The organism is Bradyrhizobium sp. USDA 3311 (assembly GCF_054062495.1).
The window spans coordinates 5,209,982-5,226,602 of record NZ_JBSSFI010000001.1; the positions used below are offsets into that span (position 1 = coordinate 5,209,982).

The window sequence follows — 16,621 nt, forward strand, 5'->3', positions numbered from 1 at the left end:
AGGCGAGAAATTCGCATTGCCGCATCGGCCCCCATGGGGCAATGAGGGCGGCAATGAACCATAATCAAGAAGCCCTGACCGCACGCGCCGCGCCGATCCTGTTCGTCCTGCTCTGGAGCACCGGATTCATCGGCACCAAATACGTCATCAGCAACGCCGATCCCTTGACCTATCTCGCCATCCGCATGGCGATCGTGGTCGGCCTGATGGCGATCATCGCAGGCATTGCGCGGCCAAAATGGCCCGACCGTATTGGCATCGCGCACAGCGCGGTTGCCGGCATCCTCGTCCATGGCTTCTATCTCGGCGGCACCGCGATCGCGATCGCCCATTCGATTCCGGCCGGGCTCTCCGCACTGATTCCGGGCCTGCAGCCGATCCTGACCTCGACCATCGCCAACCGCTGGCTGGGCGAGAAGGTGACGCCGGTGCAATGGGCGGGGCTCGTGCTCGGCCTCGGCGGCGTGGTGCTGATCCTGCACAACCGCCCCATGACCGGCGAAGCCGGGCTCGGCTGGCTTGCCTCGGTGGTCTCGCTGATCAGCATCACGCTCGGCACGCTCTATCAGCGTCGCTACTGCAACCACATCGACTGGCGCGCCGGCAATCTCGTGCAATATGTGGCCGTCACCGTCTTCTTCGCGATCGGCGCCTTCCTGTTCGAGGATCGCGTGGTGCACTGGACGCGGGAGTTCGTGCTCGCGCTCGCCTGGCTCACTGTAGCGCTCTCGATCGGATCTATCGGGCTGTTGTACTGGCTGATCCGCCACGCCGCGGCGACGTCGGTCGCGAGCCTGTTCTATCTCGTGCCCGCCGTGACCGCGCTGATGGCTTACGCACTGTTCGACGAGAAGCTCGATGCGCTGGCGATTGCCGGCATGGCGATGTGCGCGGCCGCGGTGTTCGTGGTCAACCGGCGCGTCTAGGCTGACGGGGCGAGGCGACGGCATACATCCCTGACGTGCGCGGCGCGCCGTGTTAGGCTGGCCGCATTTCAGCTTCCCTTTCACGCGGTGACCTCCATGAAGAAGGCGAGACGTGCGCTGCTCGGCCGGTCCCTGAAGCCGGTCCGGATTGCCTGCATCAACTACGCGGAGAAAACGATCAGCGGCCGCATAATGAGCCAGCTCACCGCGGCGCTCCAGAAATGTTACGACAAGCATTTCCTGCCGGTGTGGGGCTATCCGGTCGACCTTTATGTCACGAAAAGGCCGAAGCCCACCGATTGGCAGCTCGTCTATTTCGACGACGCCTCGCATGAGGGGCTGCTCGGGCGCCATGAGCTGACGCATCGCGGCCAGCCGATCTCGAAGATCTTCGTCAAGGCGCTGGGCGAGGAGCCCGTCAGCGTCGCTGCCTCGCACGAGCTGTTCGAGATGGTGCTCGACCCCATGGCCAATCTCTGGGCCGACAAGAATAGGAACACGCAATACGCCTACGAGGTCTGCGACGCCGTGGAGGAGGACTCCTTCTTCGTCGGCGGCTTCGAAATGTCGAACTTCGTCTATCCGTCCTGGTTCGAACCGTTCGAGCATCCGAGCGGCACCAAGTTCGACCACAAGGGAACGCTGAAGGAGCCGTTCTCGATGACCGAGGGCGGCTACGTCATCAAGAAAGTCAACGGCAGGCGGGTGATCAAGCAGTTCGGCTCGCCCGAGAAACGGCGGCGCTTTGCCAAGGAGGACCGGCGCGGCCATCGCAGCGAATTTCGCGACCCGCGAGGGGTCCATCATCCGGGGCGGCGCGCAGCCAAGCGGCGAGGATAGGCTGTTGCGGGGCGAAGCCTCCGGGCGCGTCCGCACCCGGAGGCTTGTTCGTGTCTGGTCTCGGGAGCGCGATCAGCGCTTGGCCTTCTTGGCCTTCTTTTTCTTCTTGGCGGCCTTCTTCGCGGATTTCTTCACGGCCTTCTTCGCGGTCTTCTTGGCCGCCTTTTTCGACGACTTCTTTGCTGCCTTCTTCGAAGTCTTCTTGGCCTTCTTCTTGGAAGCCTTCTTGCCCTTCTTCGGCGCTACTTTCTTCGCGACCTTCTTGGCGGCTTTCCTGACTTTCTTGACGGCCGTGACTGCGGCGTCCTTGGTCGCATCCACGGCGGTGGTGATCGTCTCCATTGCCTGTTCGGTGATCGGCTTATCGTCGTCCATATCGTCCCCCACGGTTTGTATGGAGCGATGACGATAGCGCGTTTCAAAATTGTGTCAAAGCAACCCTCAACCTTTGCGGATCTTTGCGTAGGCGGAGAGCGCGCGCTCGCGTCCCCGGGCGTGATCGACGATCGGCTGCGGATAGGTCTTGCCGAGCGTGACGCCGGCGCTCGCCAGCTCGATCGGCGTCGCCTGCCAGGGCTGGTGGATCAGCTTCGCCGGCAGTCCTTGCAGCTCCGGCACCCAGCGCCGGACATAGGTTCCATCGGGATCGAACTTCTCGCCCTGCAGCTGCGGATTGAACACGCGGAAATAGGGCGCAGCATCGGCGCCGCAGCCCGCGACCCACTGCCAGTTGGCGGGATTGCTGCCGGCATCCGCATCGACCAGCGTGTCCCAGAACCAGGCCTCGCCATCGCGCCAGTCGATCAGGAGGTGCTTGACCAGGAAGGACGCCACCACCATCCGTACCCGGTTGTGCATCACGCCGGTGTACCAGAGCTCGCGCAGGCCGGCATCGACGATCGGGTAGCCGGTGCGGCCGCGCTGCCAGGCGGCGAGCGCTTTGGTGTCGCGCTTCCAGGGGAAGCCGTCGAAGTTCGTTTGCAGGTTTTCGGTGGCGAGGTCGGGGTGGTCGTGGAGGAGGTGGCGGCAGAATTCGCGCCAGCCGAGCTCGCTCAGGAACTTCTCGATGCCGGGCCCGAGCCCCGCATCCTCGGCCGCGGCGAAGCGCGCGGCGTGCCAGACCTGCCGCGGGCTGAGCTCGCCGAACCGCAAATGCGGCGACAGGCCTGACGTGCCCACCCGGTCCGGGCGGTCGCGGTCGCCGGCATAGCCGCGCGCGATCGTCTTGAGAAAGTCGCGCAGGCGCGTGCGGGCGGAGGTCTCGCCCGGCGTCCAGCGCTCGCGCAGGCCGCCCGCCCAATCGGGCTTGGTCGGCTCGAGCGTCCAGCTCTCCAGCGTGTCGCTCGTGATCTTCGGAGCCGGGCGCAGCTGCTTCGGTGCGGGCAGGGGTTTTGGCGGATCGCCGAGCGACAGCACGCGCCGCCAGAACGGCGTGAACACGCGCAGGCCCCGGCCTTCTTTGTTGCGGATCGCCGAAGGTGGGGCGATCAAGTCTCCGGGGAAGCTTTGCGACTCCACGCCGAGCTTTGCCAGTGTCGCTTCGAGCTGCCTCTCAACTGCCTGATGCGGCGCTTGCGCGATCCCGTTCCAGTAGACGGCGCGGGCGCCGCTTTCGCGCGCCACCTCGGGGATCACCCCGGCCACCGGTCCCTTGCGCAGGATCAGCGATCCGCCCCGCGCTGCGATCTCGGCGCCGAGCGCCCGCAGCGACTGTGCCAGCCACCAGCGCGCCGCGCCGCCGGGTGCCCGGCCGGCTGTGTCGTCGAGTACGTAGAGGCAAACCACCGGCGCACCGGTCTTGGCGGCGGCATGGAGGGCGGGGTGATCGGACAGGCGGAGGTCATCGCGGAACCAGACGACGATAGGCGGCGCGCTTGGTGTGGTCAGGGCGTCCTCGTTAACAATTTGTAAAGCATGGGGCGGCGTGAACCGCCGTTAATGCGGCCGTAAGCCCCTTGCACGATTATGCAGGAATTACGGGGGTCATTCCATTCATGTCCAGCCTTTCGACGGCGAAGTTCCTGCCGCAGTTCAAACTTGGCACCAAGGCCGTCCTGTGCGCCGTGCTGCTGATCGCCGTAAACACGGCGCTCGTGGTTGGCGCCGGCTATTGGTCGCTGACCAACGCCTTCAATGACCGCGCGCTGCGCGACATCGAGGTCAATCTGCGCACGCTGGCGCTGGCCTTTGCCGAGATCGTGCCCGACGCCAAGATCACCGTGCGGGATGGCGCGGTCGCACGCGCCGAGATCCCCAAGATGCCCGAATTCAGGGATCACGCCATCGTCGACCGCGCGGTGTCCTATGTCGGGGGCAACGCAACCCTGTTCGTGTTCGACGAGGCGAGCGGGCAGTTCGTCCGTCGCTCGACCAATGTGAAGAAGGAGAATGGCGACCGCGCCGTCGGCACCCAGCTTGCCGCCGATCATCCGGCGCAGGCCAGCTTGCGCCGTGGCGAGGCCTACAAGGGCCCGGCCGTTCTGTTCGGCAAGTCCTTCATGACCGCCTATTTCCCGGTCGCGGACGCGACCGGCAAGGTCGCCGGCATTCTCTACGTCGGCATCCCGATGGCCCAGTTCGAGAGCATGCTGACCCAGGCGATCTCGAGCATGGCCGCCGCCGCCGGGTTCGCCGCGCTGCTGGTTCTAATCCTCACCCTGCTGATCGTCCGCCGTGTCACCCGGCCGCTGACCTCGGTCACGCGCTCGCTCACGGCGCTGGCGAACGGCCAGAGCGATGTCGAGATCGATTGCGAGGATCGCGCCGACGAGATCGGCGAGATCGCCCGCACCGTCGCGGTGTTCAAGAGCAATTCGCTGGAGCGCGCCCGCATGCGCAGCGAGCAGGCGGCGGCTTCGGCTGCCGCAGTCGAGCAGCGCAAGGCCGACCTGCGCAACTTCGTCGAGCAGTTCCGCGGCAGCGTCGGCGGCATCCTCGACAAGGTGCTGACGTCGTCAGGCGAGTTCGAGCGGGTGGCGCGGCAATTGACCGACACCGCACGCTCGACCGCCGATCTGTCCGCACAGTCGGCCGGGGCGTCCGAGGACGCCTCCGAGCACGTGCGTTCGGCGGCGTCAGCCTCCGACGAGCTGAGCCAGTCGATCTCCGAGATCATCCGGAGAGTGCAGGAATCGAACGAGATCTCCGCCGAGGCGGTGAGGCAGGCCGAGGTCACCGACCAGCGCATCGCGCAGCTCTCCGAGGCGGGCACGCGCATCGGCGACGTCGTCAAGCTGATCACCTCAATCGCCGAGCAGACCAACCTCCTGGCGCTGAACGCCACCATCGAAGCCGCGCGTGCCGGCGATGCCGGCCGCGGCTTTGCGGTCGTGGCTCAGGAGGTCAAGACGCTCGCCGGCCAGACCGCCAAGGCGACCGACGAGATATCGAACCAGATCGCCAGCATGCAGCTTGCGACCGAGGAATCGGTCGCCGCCATCAGGGCGATCAGCCAGACCATCGAGCGCATCAGCGGCATCGCCGGCTCGATCTCGGCTGCGGTCGAGCAGCAGAAGAGCGCGACCCACAACATCGTGGCCAGCGTTCGCGCCGCGGTCTCGGGTACGGCCGAGGTCGCCGTCAACGTCCGTCACGCCGCCAAGGGCGCAAGCGAGACCGGCGAGACGTCGAGCCGGATGTTTGCCTCCGCGCAGGCGCTGTCGGGCGAGAGCCTGCATCTGAAGGCCGAGGTCGACGGCTTCCTCGAGCGCGTTCACGCGGCGTAGGGCTCCAACGCGGTCATTCCGGGGCGGTGCGTCAGCACCGAGCCCGGAATCTCGAGATCCCGGGTCTGGTCCTTCGGACCATCCCGGGATGACTTTTAGCGGTCGCTATTCGCGACCGCCAAAAGTCACTTCGGCTGCGGCACGATCCGGATGTAGGGCTTCGGCTCTTTCCAGCCCTGCGGGTAGATCGTCTTGGCCTCGTCGTTGGAGACCGAGCCTGCGATGATCACGTCCTCGCCCTGCGTCCAGTCGGCCGGGGTTGCGACGCGGTGCTTGGCGGTGAGTTGGAGCGAGTCGACGACGCGCAGGATCTCCTGGAAGTTCCGGCCCGTTGTCATCGGATAGACCAGCACCAGCTTGATCTTCTTGTCCGGCCCGATGATGAAGACGTTGCGGACGGTCTGGTTGTCGGCCGGCGTGCGGGTGAGGGGATCGCCCGAGGTCGAGGCCGGCAGCATCTCGTAGAGCTTGGAGACGTTGAAGTCGGTGTCGCCGATCATCGGATAGTTCGGAGCCGCGCCTTGCGTCTCCTTGATGTCCTCAGACCACTTCGCGTGGCGATCGACCGGATCGACCGAGAGGCCCATCAGCTTGACGCCGCGCTTGTCGAATTCCGGCTTCAGCTTGGCCAGTGCGCCGAGCTCGGTCGTACAAACCGGCGTGAAGTCCTTGGGGTGCGAGAACAGCAGTGCCCAGCTGTTGCCGATCCAATCGTGGAACTTGATCTTCCCTTCGGTCGTCTCAGCTTCGAAGTCGGGGGCGGTGGTGCCGATCGGAAGTGTCATGGTTCTACCTCATCACATTGAATTTGCTTGAGAATTGGTCTCTGGCCGTCGCCGTCAGTATAGGGGCTTGGCGAGGCTAAGTGAACGTTGACTGAACCGCTTGAAGTAAAATGTGAATTCCTTCTCTGAAGAGCCGATCTCCTAGCACTTTTCTGTTACAGCGGCATCTGCGGCGAAACATCTCCACCGGGGCCTCACGGTCTCGATTGCCCCGATAAAGCCTTTTATGACCCGCATCACGCCCGCCCGACGCTCTCCGGAACCGAAATGGTCCTCATAGCGACTAATCGGCAACCATTGAGAAAAGTCGCGATCTCCGTATCGAATCATTAACCACCTCTTTACGCCCGCATGAAAATGCTGGTCGGTCAGAAGAAATCTGGAAGTGAACTATGTCTGCCGCTGCGCCTAAGTCTGTTGAGTCGCCGTCCCTCGAACCGTCCTGCCGCGATACCGCGGCTCATGCTCTCTCCATCGTGCGCGACGGCGTGATCACGGGCGAAGGCCCGACCACCAAGGGGCGGGTGCACTTCTCCCGCTCGCTCGATGCCGATGACACCGCCTGGTGCACGCGCATCCTGACCGCCACCGCCGTCAACGACCAGCCGGTCAGCCGCGCCGAAGCCGAGACGCTGTTCGAGATCAACGAGGCCGCGACCGAGCGCACCGACGGCGGCCGGTTCGACGACCTGCTTGCCAAGGCCGTGGCCCACTACGCCGCAAGCGCCTCGGGCCTGAAGGTGCCGCCGCGCAGCGTCGCGCTGTCGGCCGACACCGAGATCGAGAGCTGGGCGCCGTCCTATGCCTCCAAGGTCAACAGCGAGATGCTGGAGTGGATCGCCGGCCAGATGCGCGGCAAGCGCCAGAACAATCGTCGCCTGATGGCGATGGTGGCGACCTTCCTGGGCGCCACCGCGCTGCCTCTGGCGGGCCAATTGCCGAACGTGTTCGACATCGGCATGTAGCTTCACGCGCCTCTCATGAGGACGACGCTATTGAGCGGCGGGGTTATTTCCCCGCCGTTTTTTGTTTGCCGGCGTCCGGTTCGAGCCCGAGCGTGCGGCCCGGGAAGCCGGCGGCGTCGAAATAGCGCTGGCTGCCGACGCGCTGGAGGTTGAGCACGGTCTGAAGGCCGTTCTCGGACATCTTCGACTTCTCGACGCCCTTGAATGCCTTCGGCACGATGCCGTTGGGCAGGGCCTCCGACATCACGCGGCCGATCAGGCCGCCGTTGTGTGCGCCGCGCAGGCCCATCAGCTGGGCGGCCGTCATGCCGACGTCGGCATTGCTGACCGGGATCAGGCTGACATAGCCGGCTTTGAAATCCGGTCCGATCGCGGCCATGAAGTTCATGGTGTCGCCGCGGCTGAAGCTGCCATGCATGCCCTGGCCCTGGCGCAGCACGGTGTCGGCGACCTGCACCGAGCAGTTGGTCGGCGCCTCGCCGCAATCGCTGGCATAGGAGCGGAAGTTGACGACGATCGACGGCGTCGGCGTCGCCGACTTGCCGCGCAGGTTGAGGCTCGACAGCGGCAGCGTGCCGGGGAAGCGGCCGAGCTGGTCGTCGACGAACAGGCCGGAGACGTAGTCCTGCTCGAGCAGGGCCTTGATCGTTTTCGCCGCGAGCTTCTTGTCCTTGCTCGGCAGGTAGACCAGGTCCGAGCCGCCATTGGTGGCGACGACGAGATCGGGCTTCTCCGGATCCTTGCCGAGCACGCCGTTGCCGGCCTTGGGATGCTTGTTGCCCTCGACCTTCGCATTCTTGTCGTTGGGGTCGAACAGCGGCAGATCGAGCGCTTTTGCAAGGTCGAGCGCCAAAAAGCCCATCGGCAAGAAGTCCTTCGGCGTGTCGTCATAGCTGACCTTGGCCGACGGGCTGGTCTTGCTTTCCTTGGAGATCGTCGAGAAGCCGTGGTCGGCCGAGATGATGATGTTGGTCGAGGCGGCGAGCCCGAGCTCGTCGAGCGCCTTGCGGAGCTGGGCGAGGTTGTTGTCGGCGTTCCTGATGCCGGCCATCGAGGTCGGCCCGTTGATGCCGGGCATGATCTGGTTGAGGCTGTCGCCGGTGTTGTGCTGGCTGCCGTCAGGGTCGCGCGACCAGAACACCAGGACGAACGGCTTGTTGCGCGCCTTGAACATCGGCAGCACCACCTTGGCGGCGACGTCGGCGAAATAGGCCTGCTGCGCGACGTTGGCGACGGTGGTGCCGGGCGTCTTGGCATCGCCGGCCTTGCTGTTGTCGCCGCGCGGGGGCGTCGCAAGGGGCAGGCCGGCCTTGGTCAGCGCCGCCTTCACCTCGTCCGACAGCGCCACGCCGTTCTTGCCGCCGGTTGAGTCGTCGAACACCACCGAATGCAGGCCGGGCTTCTCGGGCTTGTCGGTGTGGTCGAACTGGTAGGTCGGGCCGACCTTGCCGATCGCCGCCGTGCTCAGCCCCTTGTCGCGGGCCATTTTCAGAATGGTCTCTTCGTTGAGATAGTCGCCCTTGAAATGCTCGTCGATGTCGCCGAGCACGGCGTCGTTCTCGATGAAGGGGACCACGGTGTCACCGGCGGGGACGGAGGTGTAGTTGGTCCAGATCGTGTTGGAGAACACGCCGGTGTCGCCGAGATAATGGCCGGTCGACATCGCCGAGCCGTTGGCCATGGTGAAGGTCGGGAAGAGGGAATGCGGGTTCTTGAAGTTGACGCCCTTGTCGCGGACCTCGGCCATCGCGGGCGCCGTTTCAGGAGCGACCTTCAGCGCGCGCAGCCCGTCCGGGATGAACAGGATGAGGTTGCGGGGGGTGTTGTTTTGGGCGGAGGCAAGTCCAGCGGAAAGTCCGGTGGACAGCACTGTCAGTCCGGCGGACAGCAACACCAGTGAACGGCGCATCAAATCTCTCCTAACGGTGAGGCGGCAAGGCCGCGACCGCGGCCCTGCCATCGTTTAGTTTTGCTGGATGACAGTTTTGTTACAAGGCCTGTTACTAGTGCAAGAGGAATGGGGAGGGGGACGGCAACACCCTCGTGTCCCGGACGCGACGCAGCTCGTAGGATGGGTAGAGCACTTGCGAAACCCATCATGCTTCCCCGTAGACGAAAGGTGATGGGTTTCGCTTCGCTCTACCCATCCTACAACCCCGCAGACACCCCTCCGCATTCTCGCGGCTTGTTTCGCCCGAGTTCTGCTTTGTCACTTCACCCTCATCAATGAAAGAGGGCGCAGGGAAGGCCGGGAGCCGGCTGGCTCCCATTGACCGCTATGCCAAGGGCAGGTTGCGCTACAATGCACAGCGGGAAACAGGGCAACCGGAGCATCCCGGCCTTCCCTGCGCGGATGGTTGGAACGGCTTATGTCGTGAGCTCCCCGGGGAGCGATGCACTATTGCCCCCGTCGCCCTGCGGATGGCTGATGCGCGTGCCCGGTCGGGCCGCAACATCACCGCAAGACTTGACGCACAGACCCCGGGCGTCAGGACCACACGATTTTGCCGTACGCAAGCTGCACCGGTCGTGCGCGCGACGCTTTTCGCTCACGGCTCTCCGCCCTGCGAAGCCTTCGCGCCAGTGAAGCCTGCGTCCACCGCTGCCCGGCCCGCGTGTCGTGACGATCGCGATACGCCCCTCTTCCTTGGGCCGGAGTGAATAATATCTAACAAAAATCAGAATTCTAATAAATAGAATTATTTCGATGCCGGTCGCTTGACCCCGGTCTTGGATGTCTTGCCCGACGGGGTGCACAAGGGGTTGTGGCCGGGACACTTATTCCGGCGCGGTCGTCACCCGCGGAGTCTGCGCGAGGGCCTGCCGGCTTGACGGACGCCGGGGCGGCTCCGCTCCTGGTCCGATCGCGCCGCAGCGAGAGCGGGGCCGTCTTGAGCGCATAGATGATCGCGATCTGGGTCCGGTTCTGGAGACGGTACTTGCGCATGATGTTGCCGATATGCGCCCGCACCGTGTTCTCCGAGATCTTGAGCTCGTAGGCGATGTTCTTGTTCTGCATGCCTCGCGCGATCAACATCATCAGCTCACGTTCGCGCGGCGTCGGTGTAATCGAATCCTTCGGATCCGGGCTCATGACTGGCTCCTCCCTGGTCTTCTGGTTGACGTGGCAGCCCCCCGGCATCTTCTCACTCCGTCTTGAGCGCCTCGATCGGGCTCAGCCTGGATGCCTTGTGGGCGGGGTAGAAACCGAAGATCAGGCCGGTCGCGATCGAGAAGACGAGGGCAAGGCCGATCGCCTCGCCGTCGATCGAGGTGATCCATCCGGCCATGCGGGCAACCGTCATCGAGAGCGTGATGCCGCCGGCAACGCCGATGGCGCCGCCGAGCAGGCAGAGGACGAGCGCCTCGCAGAGAAACTGGAGGCGGATGTCCCGCATCCGCCCGCCAAGCGCGCGGCGGATTCCGATCTCCCGCGTGCGCTCGGTGACCGACACGATCATGACATTCATGATGCTGATGCCGCCGACGAGCAGCGAGACCGAGGCGATGGCGACGAGCAGGAGCGCCACGGTGCGGATCGCGCCTTGCTGCGCTTCCATGGCGGCGGCCGGATCCTGGACCTTGAAGTCGTCCTCCTGGCCGGCAGGGATGCGGTGGCGCTGCCGCAGCAGGCTTTCGATCTCCGATCGCGCGCCCGCCATCTGGCTGTCCGCGGCCACCTTGGCGATGATGTAGGCGACCGAATCCCGGTTGATGTTGCTCGCGCTGCCAAGGAAGCGCAGCTTGGCCGTGGTGAGGGGGACGAAAGCGACGTCGTCCTGCGCCGGGCCCTTGCGATCGAGCACGCCGACCACTTCGAGCGGCACCTTCATGATCCTGATCTGCGCGCCGATCGGATCGTCGCCGGGCGCGAACAGCTCGCGCGCGACGGTGCTGCCGAGGATCACGACCTTGCCGGCACCGGTCTCTTCGGTGCCGGAGAAATAGCGCCCGGCCGCGAGCTGCCAGTCGCGCACCATGAAGTGACCGGTCGTCGTGCCGTTGATGGTCGTATTCCAGTTCTTGCTCTCGTGGATGACCTGCGCCGTTCCGGCGATCGAGCCGGCCGCGGCCTGGATCTCCGGAATCTGCTCGATGATGGCCTGCACGTCGCTCTCGGTCATCGTCAGCTTGCTGCCGTCCTTGAGCCGCACGCCGCCCTGATAGACCGCGCCCGGCGTGATCATCAGCACGTTGGCGCCGATCGAGCGGATCTGCTCCTGGAGGCGAAGCTGCGCGCCGGACCCGATCGCAAACACCGTCACGATCGAGGCAACGCCGATCACGATGCCGAGCATGGTGAGGAAGCTGCGCAATGGATTGAGGCGCAAGGCGTGCAGGGCGATCTGAAAGCCCTGGAGCATCGTCATGACGCAGCGCTCCGTTTCGGCAGCAGGGGAACCAGCGTCTCGTCGCTGACGAGCTCGCCGTCGTGCAGGCGGATCGTGCGCCGGCACCGCGTCGCGATGCCGGGGTCGTGCGTTATCATCACGATGGTCTGGCCGGTCCGGTTGAGCGCGGCGAACAGCGCCAGGATCTCGGCGCCGGTGCGGCTGTCGAGCGCGCCGGTCGGCTCGTCGGCGAGCACGATCAGCGGAGAGGCGATCAGTGCACGCGCGATCGCGACGCGCTGCTGCTCGCCGCCCGAGAGCTGCCGCGGAAAGTGATGAGCCCGGTGCAGCATGCCGACGGCCTGAAGGCTCGCTTCGGCTCGCGCCAGGCGGTCCTTGCGACCGATGCCGCAATAGACCAGCGGCAGTGCGACGTTCTCGATCGCATTATGGCGTGCGAGCAGATTGTAGGACTGGAACACGAAGCCGATGCTGCGGGCGCGCAGGGACGACCGGCGATCTTCCGAGAGCCCGGCGACATTGGCTCCCTCGAGATGGACCTCGCCTTCGCTCGGCAGGTCGAGCAGCCCGATCATGTTCATCAGCGTCGACTTGCCGGAGCCCGACGGTCCCATCACGGCGACGATCTCGCCCTGTGCGATGTCGAAGCTGACGTTGCGCACCGCGGCCACTGCGACCCCGTCGGTGCGATAGGTCCTGGATACGGACCGGAGACTGATGAGGGGCAGGGGGGCGGTCATGATCCGAACCTGATTCCGAGAAACTCCATGCCTGCCGGCCGGATGGCCTGGCCGACGGCGACCTGGCTGCCTTCGACGAGGTCGCCGCTCTTGAGTGCGACCTGTTCGGTGCCGGAGGCGCCGACCGTCACCGCAATACGCCGGAGCGAGCCGCCGGCGGTGCGCACCCACACGCCGCTGTGCGCGGTGGTCGGGTCCGGACGTGCGCCGGACGGCTGGAAACGCAGCGCGGCGAGCGGCACCTTCAGCACGTCGTCCTGCCGCTCGATCACGATCTTCACCAGGGCAGTCATGCCGGGCAGCAGCGCGCCGTCGAGGTCGCGCCGGACGGCTGGAAACGCAGCGCGGCGAGCGGCACCTTCAGCACGTCGTCCTGCCGCTCGATCACGATCTTCACCAGGGCAGTCATGCCGGGCAGCAGCGCGCCGTCGAGGTTGGAGGTCGACAGCACGACGGTGTAGGTGACGACGTGCTGCTGGTTCTGCGGCGCCTTGCGCACCTGCCGCACCACGGCCTCGAAGCGGCGGTCGGGGTAGGCATCCACCGTGAAATGGGCGCGCTGGCCGGAGGCGATGCGGCCGATATCGGCCTCGTCGACCTGGGCGTGAATCTCCATGTCTTCCAGCCGGTGGGCGACCACGAAGGTGGTGCGCGACTCCAGGCCGACCGCGAGCGTCTGGCCCTCGTTGACGAACCTGCCGACGACGACGCCGTCGATCGGCGAGCGGATCACGGTGCGGTCGAGATCGGCCTGGGCCGCGGCGAGAACGGCCGCCTTCTCCGGCACCGCCATTCGGGCCTGTTGCAGCTCGGCCTCGATCCGGCGGACGTCGGCCTGCGCGCCGTCCACGGAGTAGGAATTGAGCGACATCAGGACCTCGGCCTCGCGCTCCTGGGCCAGCCGTGCTGTGAACTCGGTCTGCGCGTCGTCGACCGTCGTCGTCGCCACCACGTTCTGCGACTGCAGCGCCAGCTTGCGCTGCAGGGTCCTCTGCGCCGAGGCCTTGACGGCTTGCGCGCTCTCGAGCTTGGCGGCGAGCACGTCCCGGCTGCCCCTGGCGTTCTGCAGATCGATCCTGGCGCGATCGAGCTTGGCGCGCGCGATGTCGACCAGGGAATTGGCGACCGCCAGGGAAGCCCTGGCTTCGTCGACCTTGGCCGCGAAGCTGCGCGGATCGATCAGGGCGAGCGGCTGGTCCTTGGCGACGGTGTCGTTGAAGTCGACATAGACCCGGGCGAGCTGCCCGGACAGCTGGGAACCGACCTCGATCGTCTTGACCGGCTGCAGCGCGCCGGTGACGGTGACGGTCTGCTCGATGCTGCCGCGCTGGATCGCGGCATAGCGGAACATCGGCGCATCCGACCCGAAGGCCGAAGCTTCGCGCCCGCCGGGCACGAGCAGCCGTTTCGTCGAGTCGTAGGCGTGAGCCGCCGTGTCTGCCGCGCTCCCGGCGGCGCCGGCGATGACGGCCGGCTCCGCGGCGAAGACCGCGGCAAGGCCGCATGCAGTTCCAAGCACGGCAATAATTGGCACAAATCGCATATCAAAAACTCGCCTGCTTGAAATGGCTTCGTTGGCGGCGCGGAGCGAGATCGCGCTATGGTTGTAAATTGTCAAAAGCAATATCGATCGTCAGTATGTCGTCGTTGCCGGGGCGACGGTCGGGTGCGCTGAGCGATCCAGAAGTAAAGTGCGGGGGTGCGACTTTTCGTGATTTGCGTGAAATGTATACCCGGCGTATGCCAAAGGTTGCGCGCGGTATCGAACTCGATAGGCTGACTGAACGTCCCGTATGATCTGGCCGATGCGGCCAGTCGCCGGCGTTCAAGTCGGCGTATGGGTGGCGACGCCATGACGCAGTCGGCGATACCGCGGCGACGACGTCGGATTGCTTCATTCGCGATAACGCGCCTCGCCGTGATGCCGCCGGTGGCGAGATCGAATCTCTGCAATCACGAAGCCCGATATGTGAACGCCTTCACTCGTCTTCACGGAGTGTTGGCCCTAAGACGTCGAACCGGTGGACCGACGCCATTCGTTCGATCCCCGCGAATTCAACCAAGCACCTTGTTCTCGCTTGCAAGAAGAATGGATGGCTCGCTGCTTGCTCATCGAGCCCCAAGCCGGGGAGTCCGTCTGCCATGAGCTCAGGTCAAGCCACCGTTTACGTCGTTGACGACGAGGTTCAGATTCGAACTGCGATTGGAAGTCTCTGCGAGGAGACCGGACACCAGGTGAGATTGTTTGCGTCGACCGACGAATTTCTCGCGGAGAGACTTTCCGGCGGGCCTTCGTGCCTCGTGCTCGACGTTCGCTTTCCCGGGACCTCGCCGACCGGTCTCGAGCTGCAGCGCCGGCTCGCCGAGACGGGCGTGCCGATTCCGATCGTCTTCATCAGCGGCCACTCAGACGTCCGTGTCTCGGTCGAGGCGATGAAGCGCGGCGCGGTCGAGTTTCTACCAAAACCCTTTCGCGAGCAGGAGATCCTCGATGCGATCAGGCATGGCATCGAGCGCGACCGCAGGCGGATGGAACGCGAATACGCCGTGCGCGAGGCCCGGCTGCGCATCGAGACGCTGACGGCGAGGGAGCGCGAGATCATGCTGCTGATGGCCGAGGGGCTTGTCGCCAAGCAGATCGCGGCGAGGCTTGGCGTGAGCGAAGTGACGGTGAAGGTCCATCGCGCCCGGATGATGCGAAAGCTCGAGCTGCGTTCGCCGATCGAGGTGGCGCGGCTGATCGACAGCATGGGACGCGAAGCGGAGACGACGCGCACCGGTGCAGGACAGCCGCAAATCTGAGGCTGCGCGTGGCGACATTCAGCGCTTCGTCTAGTCCGTACCGATTAGCATGAACTGCAGTCTGTCGCGATCGCCGCGATCGGTTCAGAGTCATCCCACGATGTCGGTCGCATTCAGGACCAGCATCCGAAACCAGTCAGACAACTTGGCCAGAAAGGGATACTCCATGCGCAAATTGTTTTTTGCTTCCGTTGCCGTGCTCGCTCTGTCTTCCGCGGCCCAGGCCGCCAATACTTCGACCACGGTGCAGGTCGGCTTGGTGAACGGTTCGAGCGTCACGCAGAACGGCCTCACCAACGACAGTTCGTCGACGACCCAGATCGGCATCCTGAACGGTGCGTCCACCATGCAGGGCACCAGCTCGCCGTCGCTCAACAACGTCAGCACTGTGAACCAGGCCGGCGTGCAGAACTCGGCGACCACCGGCCAGGTGGCCTTCGGCAACAACGGCAGCGCGATCACCCAGAATTCGTTCGGGCCGCCCGCGCTCCAGAACAACTCCGCCAGCGTCGGCCAGCTCAGCTTCGGCATCAACACGAGCACCGTCTCGCAGACGGCGCACTGAACCATCTCGTCGGCCGGATGCGTCACGGCGCGTCCGGCCAATTCTCGCGGAGGAACATGACATGCGGATCACCTATCTCGTTGCGACGGCCATCGCGCTCAGTGCACTGACCACCGTCGATGCCCAGGCCGGCAACTCGGCCAGCGTGCTGCAGTTCGGCACGACCAACAGCTCCTTCATCTCGCAGACGGGCTCGACCAGCAACAACGCCACGACGTTGCAGTTCGGTGCGACCAATACGGCGACCACCTTGCAGACAGGCTCGCTCCTCACCGTCAACACCGCGGTGACCGGGCAGGGCGGCACCACGGCGACGGCCTCCAACACGGCGCTGACCGGTCAGGTCGGCGGCTCCAATTCGAGCCTGATCGGCCAGATCGGCGCGAACAATACGGCCGGCGTCGGGCAGCTCGGCATCCTGAACGGCTCGACGATTCTCCAGCAGACTCCGTGAGCAATTCTGAAGTGGTGAGGCACGTCATGAAACGTCTCTCGAAACGCCTCTTGGCAAGCAGCTGCGCCGCAATGTTCGCCTTGTGCTGCGCCGGCGCCGGATCAGCCGGTGCCCAGACCGCCGACATCAAGACCATCGTGTCGGTCGGCGGACCGCCGGTCGTGCTGAACCAGAACAGTCAGCTCAACATGGCGGGCGTGTTCATGGTCGGCGGCAGCACCAGCGCGACCGTTGTCCAGAACGGCACCAACAATGCCACGGGCGTCCTCCAATTCGGCGGGACGAATTCGGCGTCGGTCGGGCAGGCCGGGATGAACAATTTCGCCTTCGTCGGCCAGACCGGCCAGTCGGCGACCAGTCTCGTGTCGCAGCTCGGCGCCATGAACACGGGCACGGTGGCGCAGTTCAGCACGGTCAATACGTCGACGATCGTCCAGACCGGTCCGTAAAGACGCGCGAACTCATCG

Annotated in this window: 17 protein-coding genes; 8 read left to right on the forward strand and 9 right to left on the reverse strand. The window is 65.1% G+C overall.

The window, feature by feature from the left end; genetic code table 11:
• The first annotated feature begins 53 nt into the window (after positions 1–53).
• Together ACVWW6_RS24825 and ACVWW6_RS24830 are read left to right on the forward strand one after the other, a co-directional pair.
• Positions 54–926 (forward strand): DMT family transporter, encoded by an 873-nt coding sequence (locus ACVWW6_RS24825; RefSeq protein ID WP_456681513.1) that lies wholly within the window; start codon positions 54–56, stop codon positions 924–926.
• A gap of 96 nt (positions 927–1,022) precedes the next feature.
• Complete coding sequence (locus tag ACVWW6_RS24830; RefSeq protein WP_456681514.1) at positions 1,023–1,766, forward strand: hypothetical protein; 744 nt, start codon at positions 1,023–1,025, stop codon at positions 1,764–1,766.
• Positions 1,767–1,838: 72 nt separating this feature from the next.
• Here ACVWW6_RS24830 and ACVWW6_RS24835 read toward each other — a convergent pair whose 3' ends face one another.
• Both ACVWW6_RS24835 and ACVWW6_RS24840 read right to left on the reverse strand, forming a co-directional pair.
• A complete protein-coding gene (locus ACVWW6_RS24835) occupies positions 1,839–2,141 on the reverse strand; it encodes a histone (protein ID WP_456681515.1) in 303 nt (100 codons plus the stop codon).
• Between the two features lie 66 nt (positions 2,142–2,207).
• Positions 2,208–3,653 carry a cryptochrome/photolyase family protein gene (locus tag ACVWW6_RS24840; RefSeq protein ID WP_456683177.1) on the reverse strand — a complete coding sequence of 482 codons (1,446 nt, stop codon included), beginning with the start codon at positions 3,651–3,653 and terminating at the stop codon, positions 2,208–2,210.
• 107 nt (positions 3,654–3,760) lie between these two features.
• Here ACVWW6_RS24840 and ACVWW6_RS24845 point away from each other — a divergent pair, with 107 nt between their 5' ends.
• Positions 3,761–5,491: a methyl-accepting chemotaxis protein gene (locus ACVWW6_RS24845; RefSeq protein ID WP_456681516.1), complete on the forward strand. Its 1,731-nt coding sequence runs from the start codon at positions 3,761–3,763 to the stop codon at positions 5,489–5,491.
• A gap of 125 nt (positions 5,492–5,616) precedes the next feature.
• Here ACVWW6_RS24845 and ACVWW6_RS24850 read toward each other — a convergent pair whose 3' ends face one another.
• Complete coding sequence (locus tag ACVWW6_RS24850) at positions 5,617–6,276, reverse strand: peroxiredoxin (protein ID WP_011088064.1); 660 nt, start codon at positions 6,274–6,276, stop codon at positions 5,617–5,619.
• A 392-nt stretch (positions 6,277–6,668) separates the two neighbouring features.
• Between ACVWW6_RS24850 and ACVWW6_RS24855 the strand changes: the two genes are divergently transcribed.
• Positions 6,669–7,241: a hypothetical protein gene (locus tag ACVWW6_RS24855; RefSeq protein ID WP_028171438.1), complete on the forward strand. Its 573-nt coding sequence runs from the start codon at positions 6,669–6,671 to the stop codon at positions 7,239–7,241.
• A gap of 43 nt (positions 7,242–7,284) precedes the next feature.
• Here ACVWW6_RS24855 and ACVWW6_RS24860 read toward each other — a convergent pair whose 3' ends face one another.
• The 6 genes from ACVWW6_RS24860 to ACVWW6_RS24885 all read right to left on the reverse strand — a co-directional run bounded on the left by ACVWW6_RS24860 (position 7,285) and on the right by ACVWW6_RS24885 (position 13,876).
• Complete coding sequence (locus ACVWW6_RS24860; RefSeq protein WP_456681517.1) at positions 7,285–9,150, reverse strand: alkaline phosphatase family protein; 1,866 nt, start codon at positions 9,148–9,150, stop codon at positions 7,285–7,287.
• 777 nt (positions 9,151–9,927) lie between these two features.
• A complete protein-coding gene (locus ACVWW6_RS24865) occupies positions 9,928–10,335 on the reverse strand; it encodes a response regulator transcription factor (RefSeq protein WP_456681518.1) in 408 nt (135 codons plus the stop codon).
• A 52-nt stretch (positions 10,336–10,387) separates the two neighbouring features.
• Positions 10,388–11,611 carry an ABC transporter permease gene (locus ACVWW6_RS24870; protein ID WP_011088060.1) on the reverse strand — a complete coding sequence of 408 codons (1,224 nt, stop codon included), beginning with the start codon at positions 11,609–11,611 and terminating at the stop codon, positions 10,388–10,390.
• The gene (locus tag ACVWW6_RS24875) at positions 11,608–12,333 is read right to left on the reverse strand and encodes an ABC transporter ATP-binding protein (protein ID WP_011088059.1); all 726 of its coding nucleotides are present in this window, start codon (positions 12,331–12,333) and stop codon (positions 11,608–11,610) included. The genes ACVWW6_RS24870 and ACVWW6_RS24875 overlap by 4 nt, the downstream gene beginning before the upstream one ends.
• Positions 12,330–12,626: a hypothetical protein gene (locus ACVWW6_RS24880; protein ID WP_456681519.1), complete on the reverse strand. Its 297-nt coding sequence runs from the start codon at positions 12,624–12,626 to the stop codon at positions 12,330–12,332. The genes ACVWW6_RS24875 and ACVWW6_RS24880 overlap by 4 nt, the downstream gene beginning before the upstream one ends.
• Positions 12,623–13,876 (reverse strand): efflux RND transporter periplasmic adaptor subunit, encoded by a 1,254-nt coding sequence (locus ACVWW6_RS24885; protein ID WP_456681520.1) that lies wholly within the window; start codon positions 13,874–13,876, stop codon positions 12,623–12,625. Before ACVWW6_RS24885 ends, ACVWW6_RS24880 begins: the two co-directional genes overlap by 4 nt.
• Before the next feature lie 599 nt (positions 13,877–14,475).
• Here ACVWW6_RS24885 and ACVWW6_RS24890 point away from each other — a divergent pair.
• The 4 genes from ACVWW6_RS24890 to ACVWW6_RS24905 all read left to right on the forward strand — a co-directional run bounded on the left by ACVWW6_RS24890 (position 14,476) and on the right by ACVWW6_RS24905 (position 16,603).
• Positions 14,476–15,135, forward strand: coding sequence for a response regulator transcription factor (locus tag ACVWW6_RS24890; protein ID WP_182871932.1), 660 nt, complete (start codon positions 14,476–14,478; stop codon positions 15,133–15,135).
• Positions 15,136–15,301: 166 nt separating this feature from the next.
• A complete protein-coding gene (locus tag ACVWW6_RS24895) occupies positions 15,302–15,700 on the forward strand; it encodes a hypothetical protein (RefSeq protein WP_038967086.1) in 399 nt (132 codons plus the stop codon).
• A 61-nt stretch (positions 15,701–15,761) separates the two neighbouring features.
• The gene (locus tag ACVWW6_RS24900; RefSeq protein ID WP_011088055.1) at positions 15,762–16,154 is read left to right on the forward strand and encodes a curlin; all 393 of its coding nucleotides are present in this window, start codon (positions 15,762–15,764) and stop codon (positions 16,152–16,154) included.
• Between the two features lie 26 nt (positions 16,155–16,180).
• Positions 16,181–16,603 carry a curlin gene (locus ACVWW6_RS24905; protein ID WP_182871931.1) on the forward strand — a complete coding sequence of 141 codons (423 nt, stop codon included), beginning with the start codon at positions 16,181–16,183 and terminating at the stop codon, positions 16,601–16,603.
• Positions 16,604–16,621: the final 18 nt, after the last annotated feature.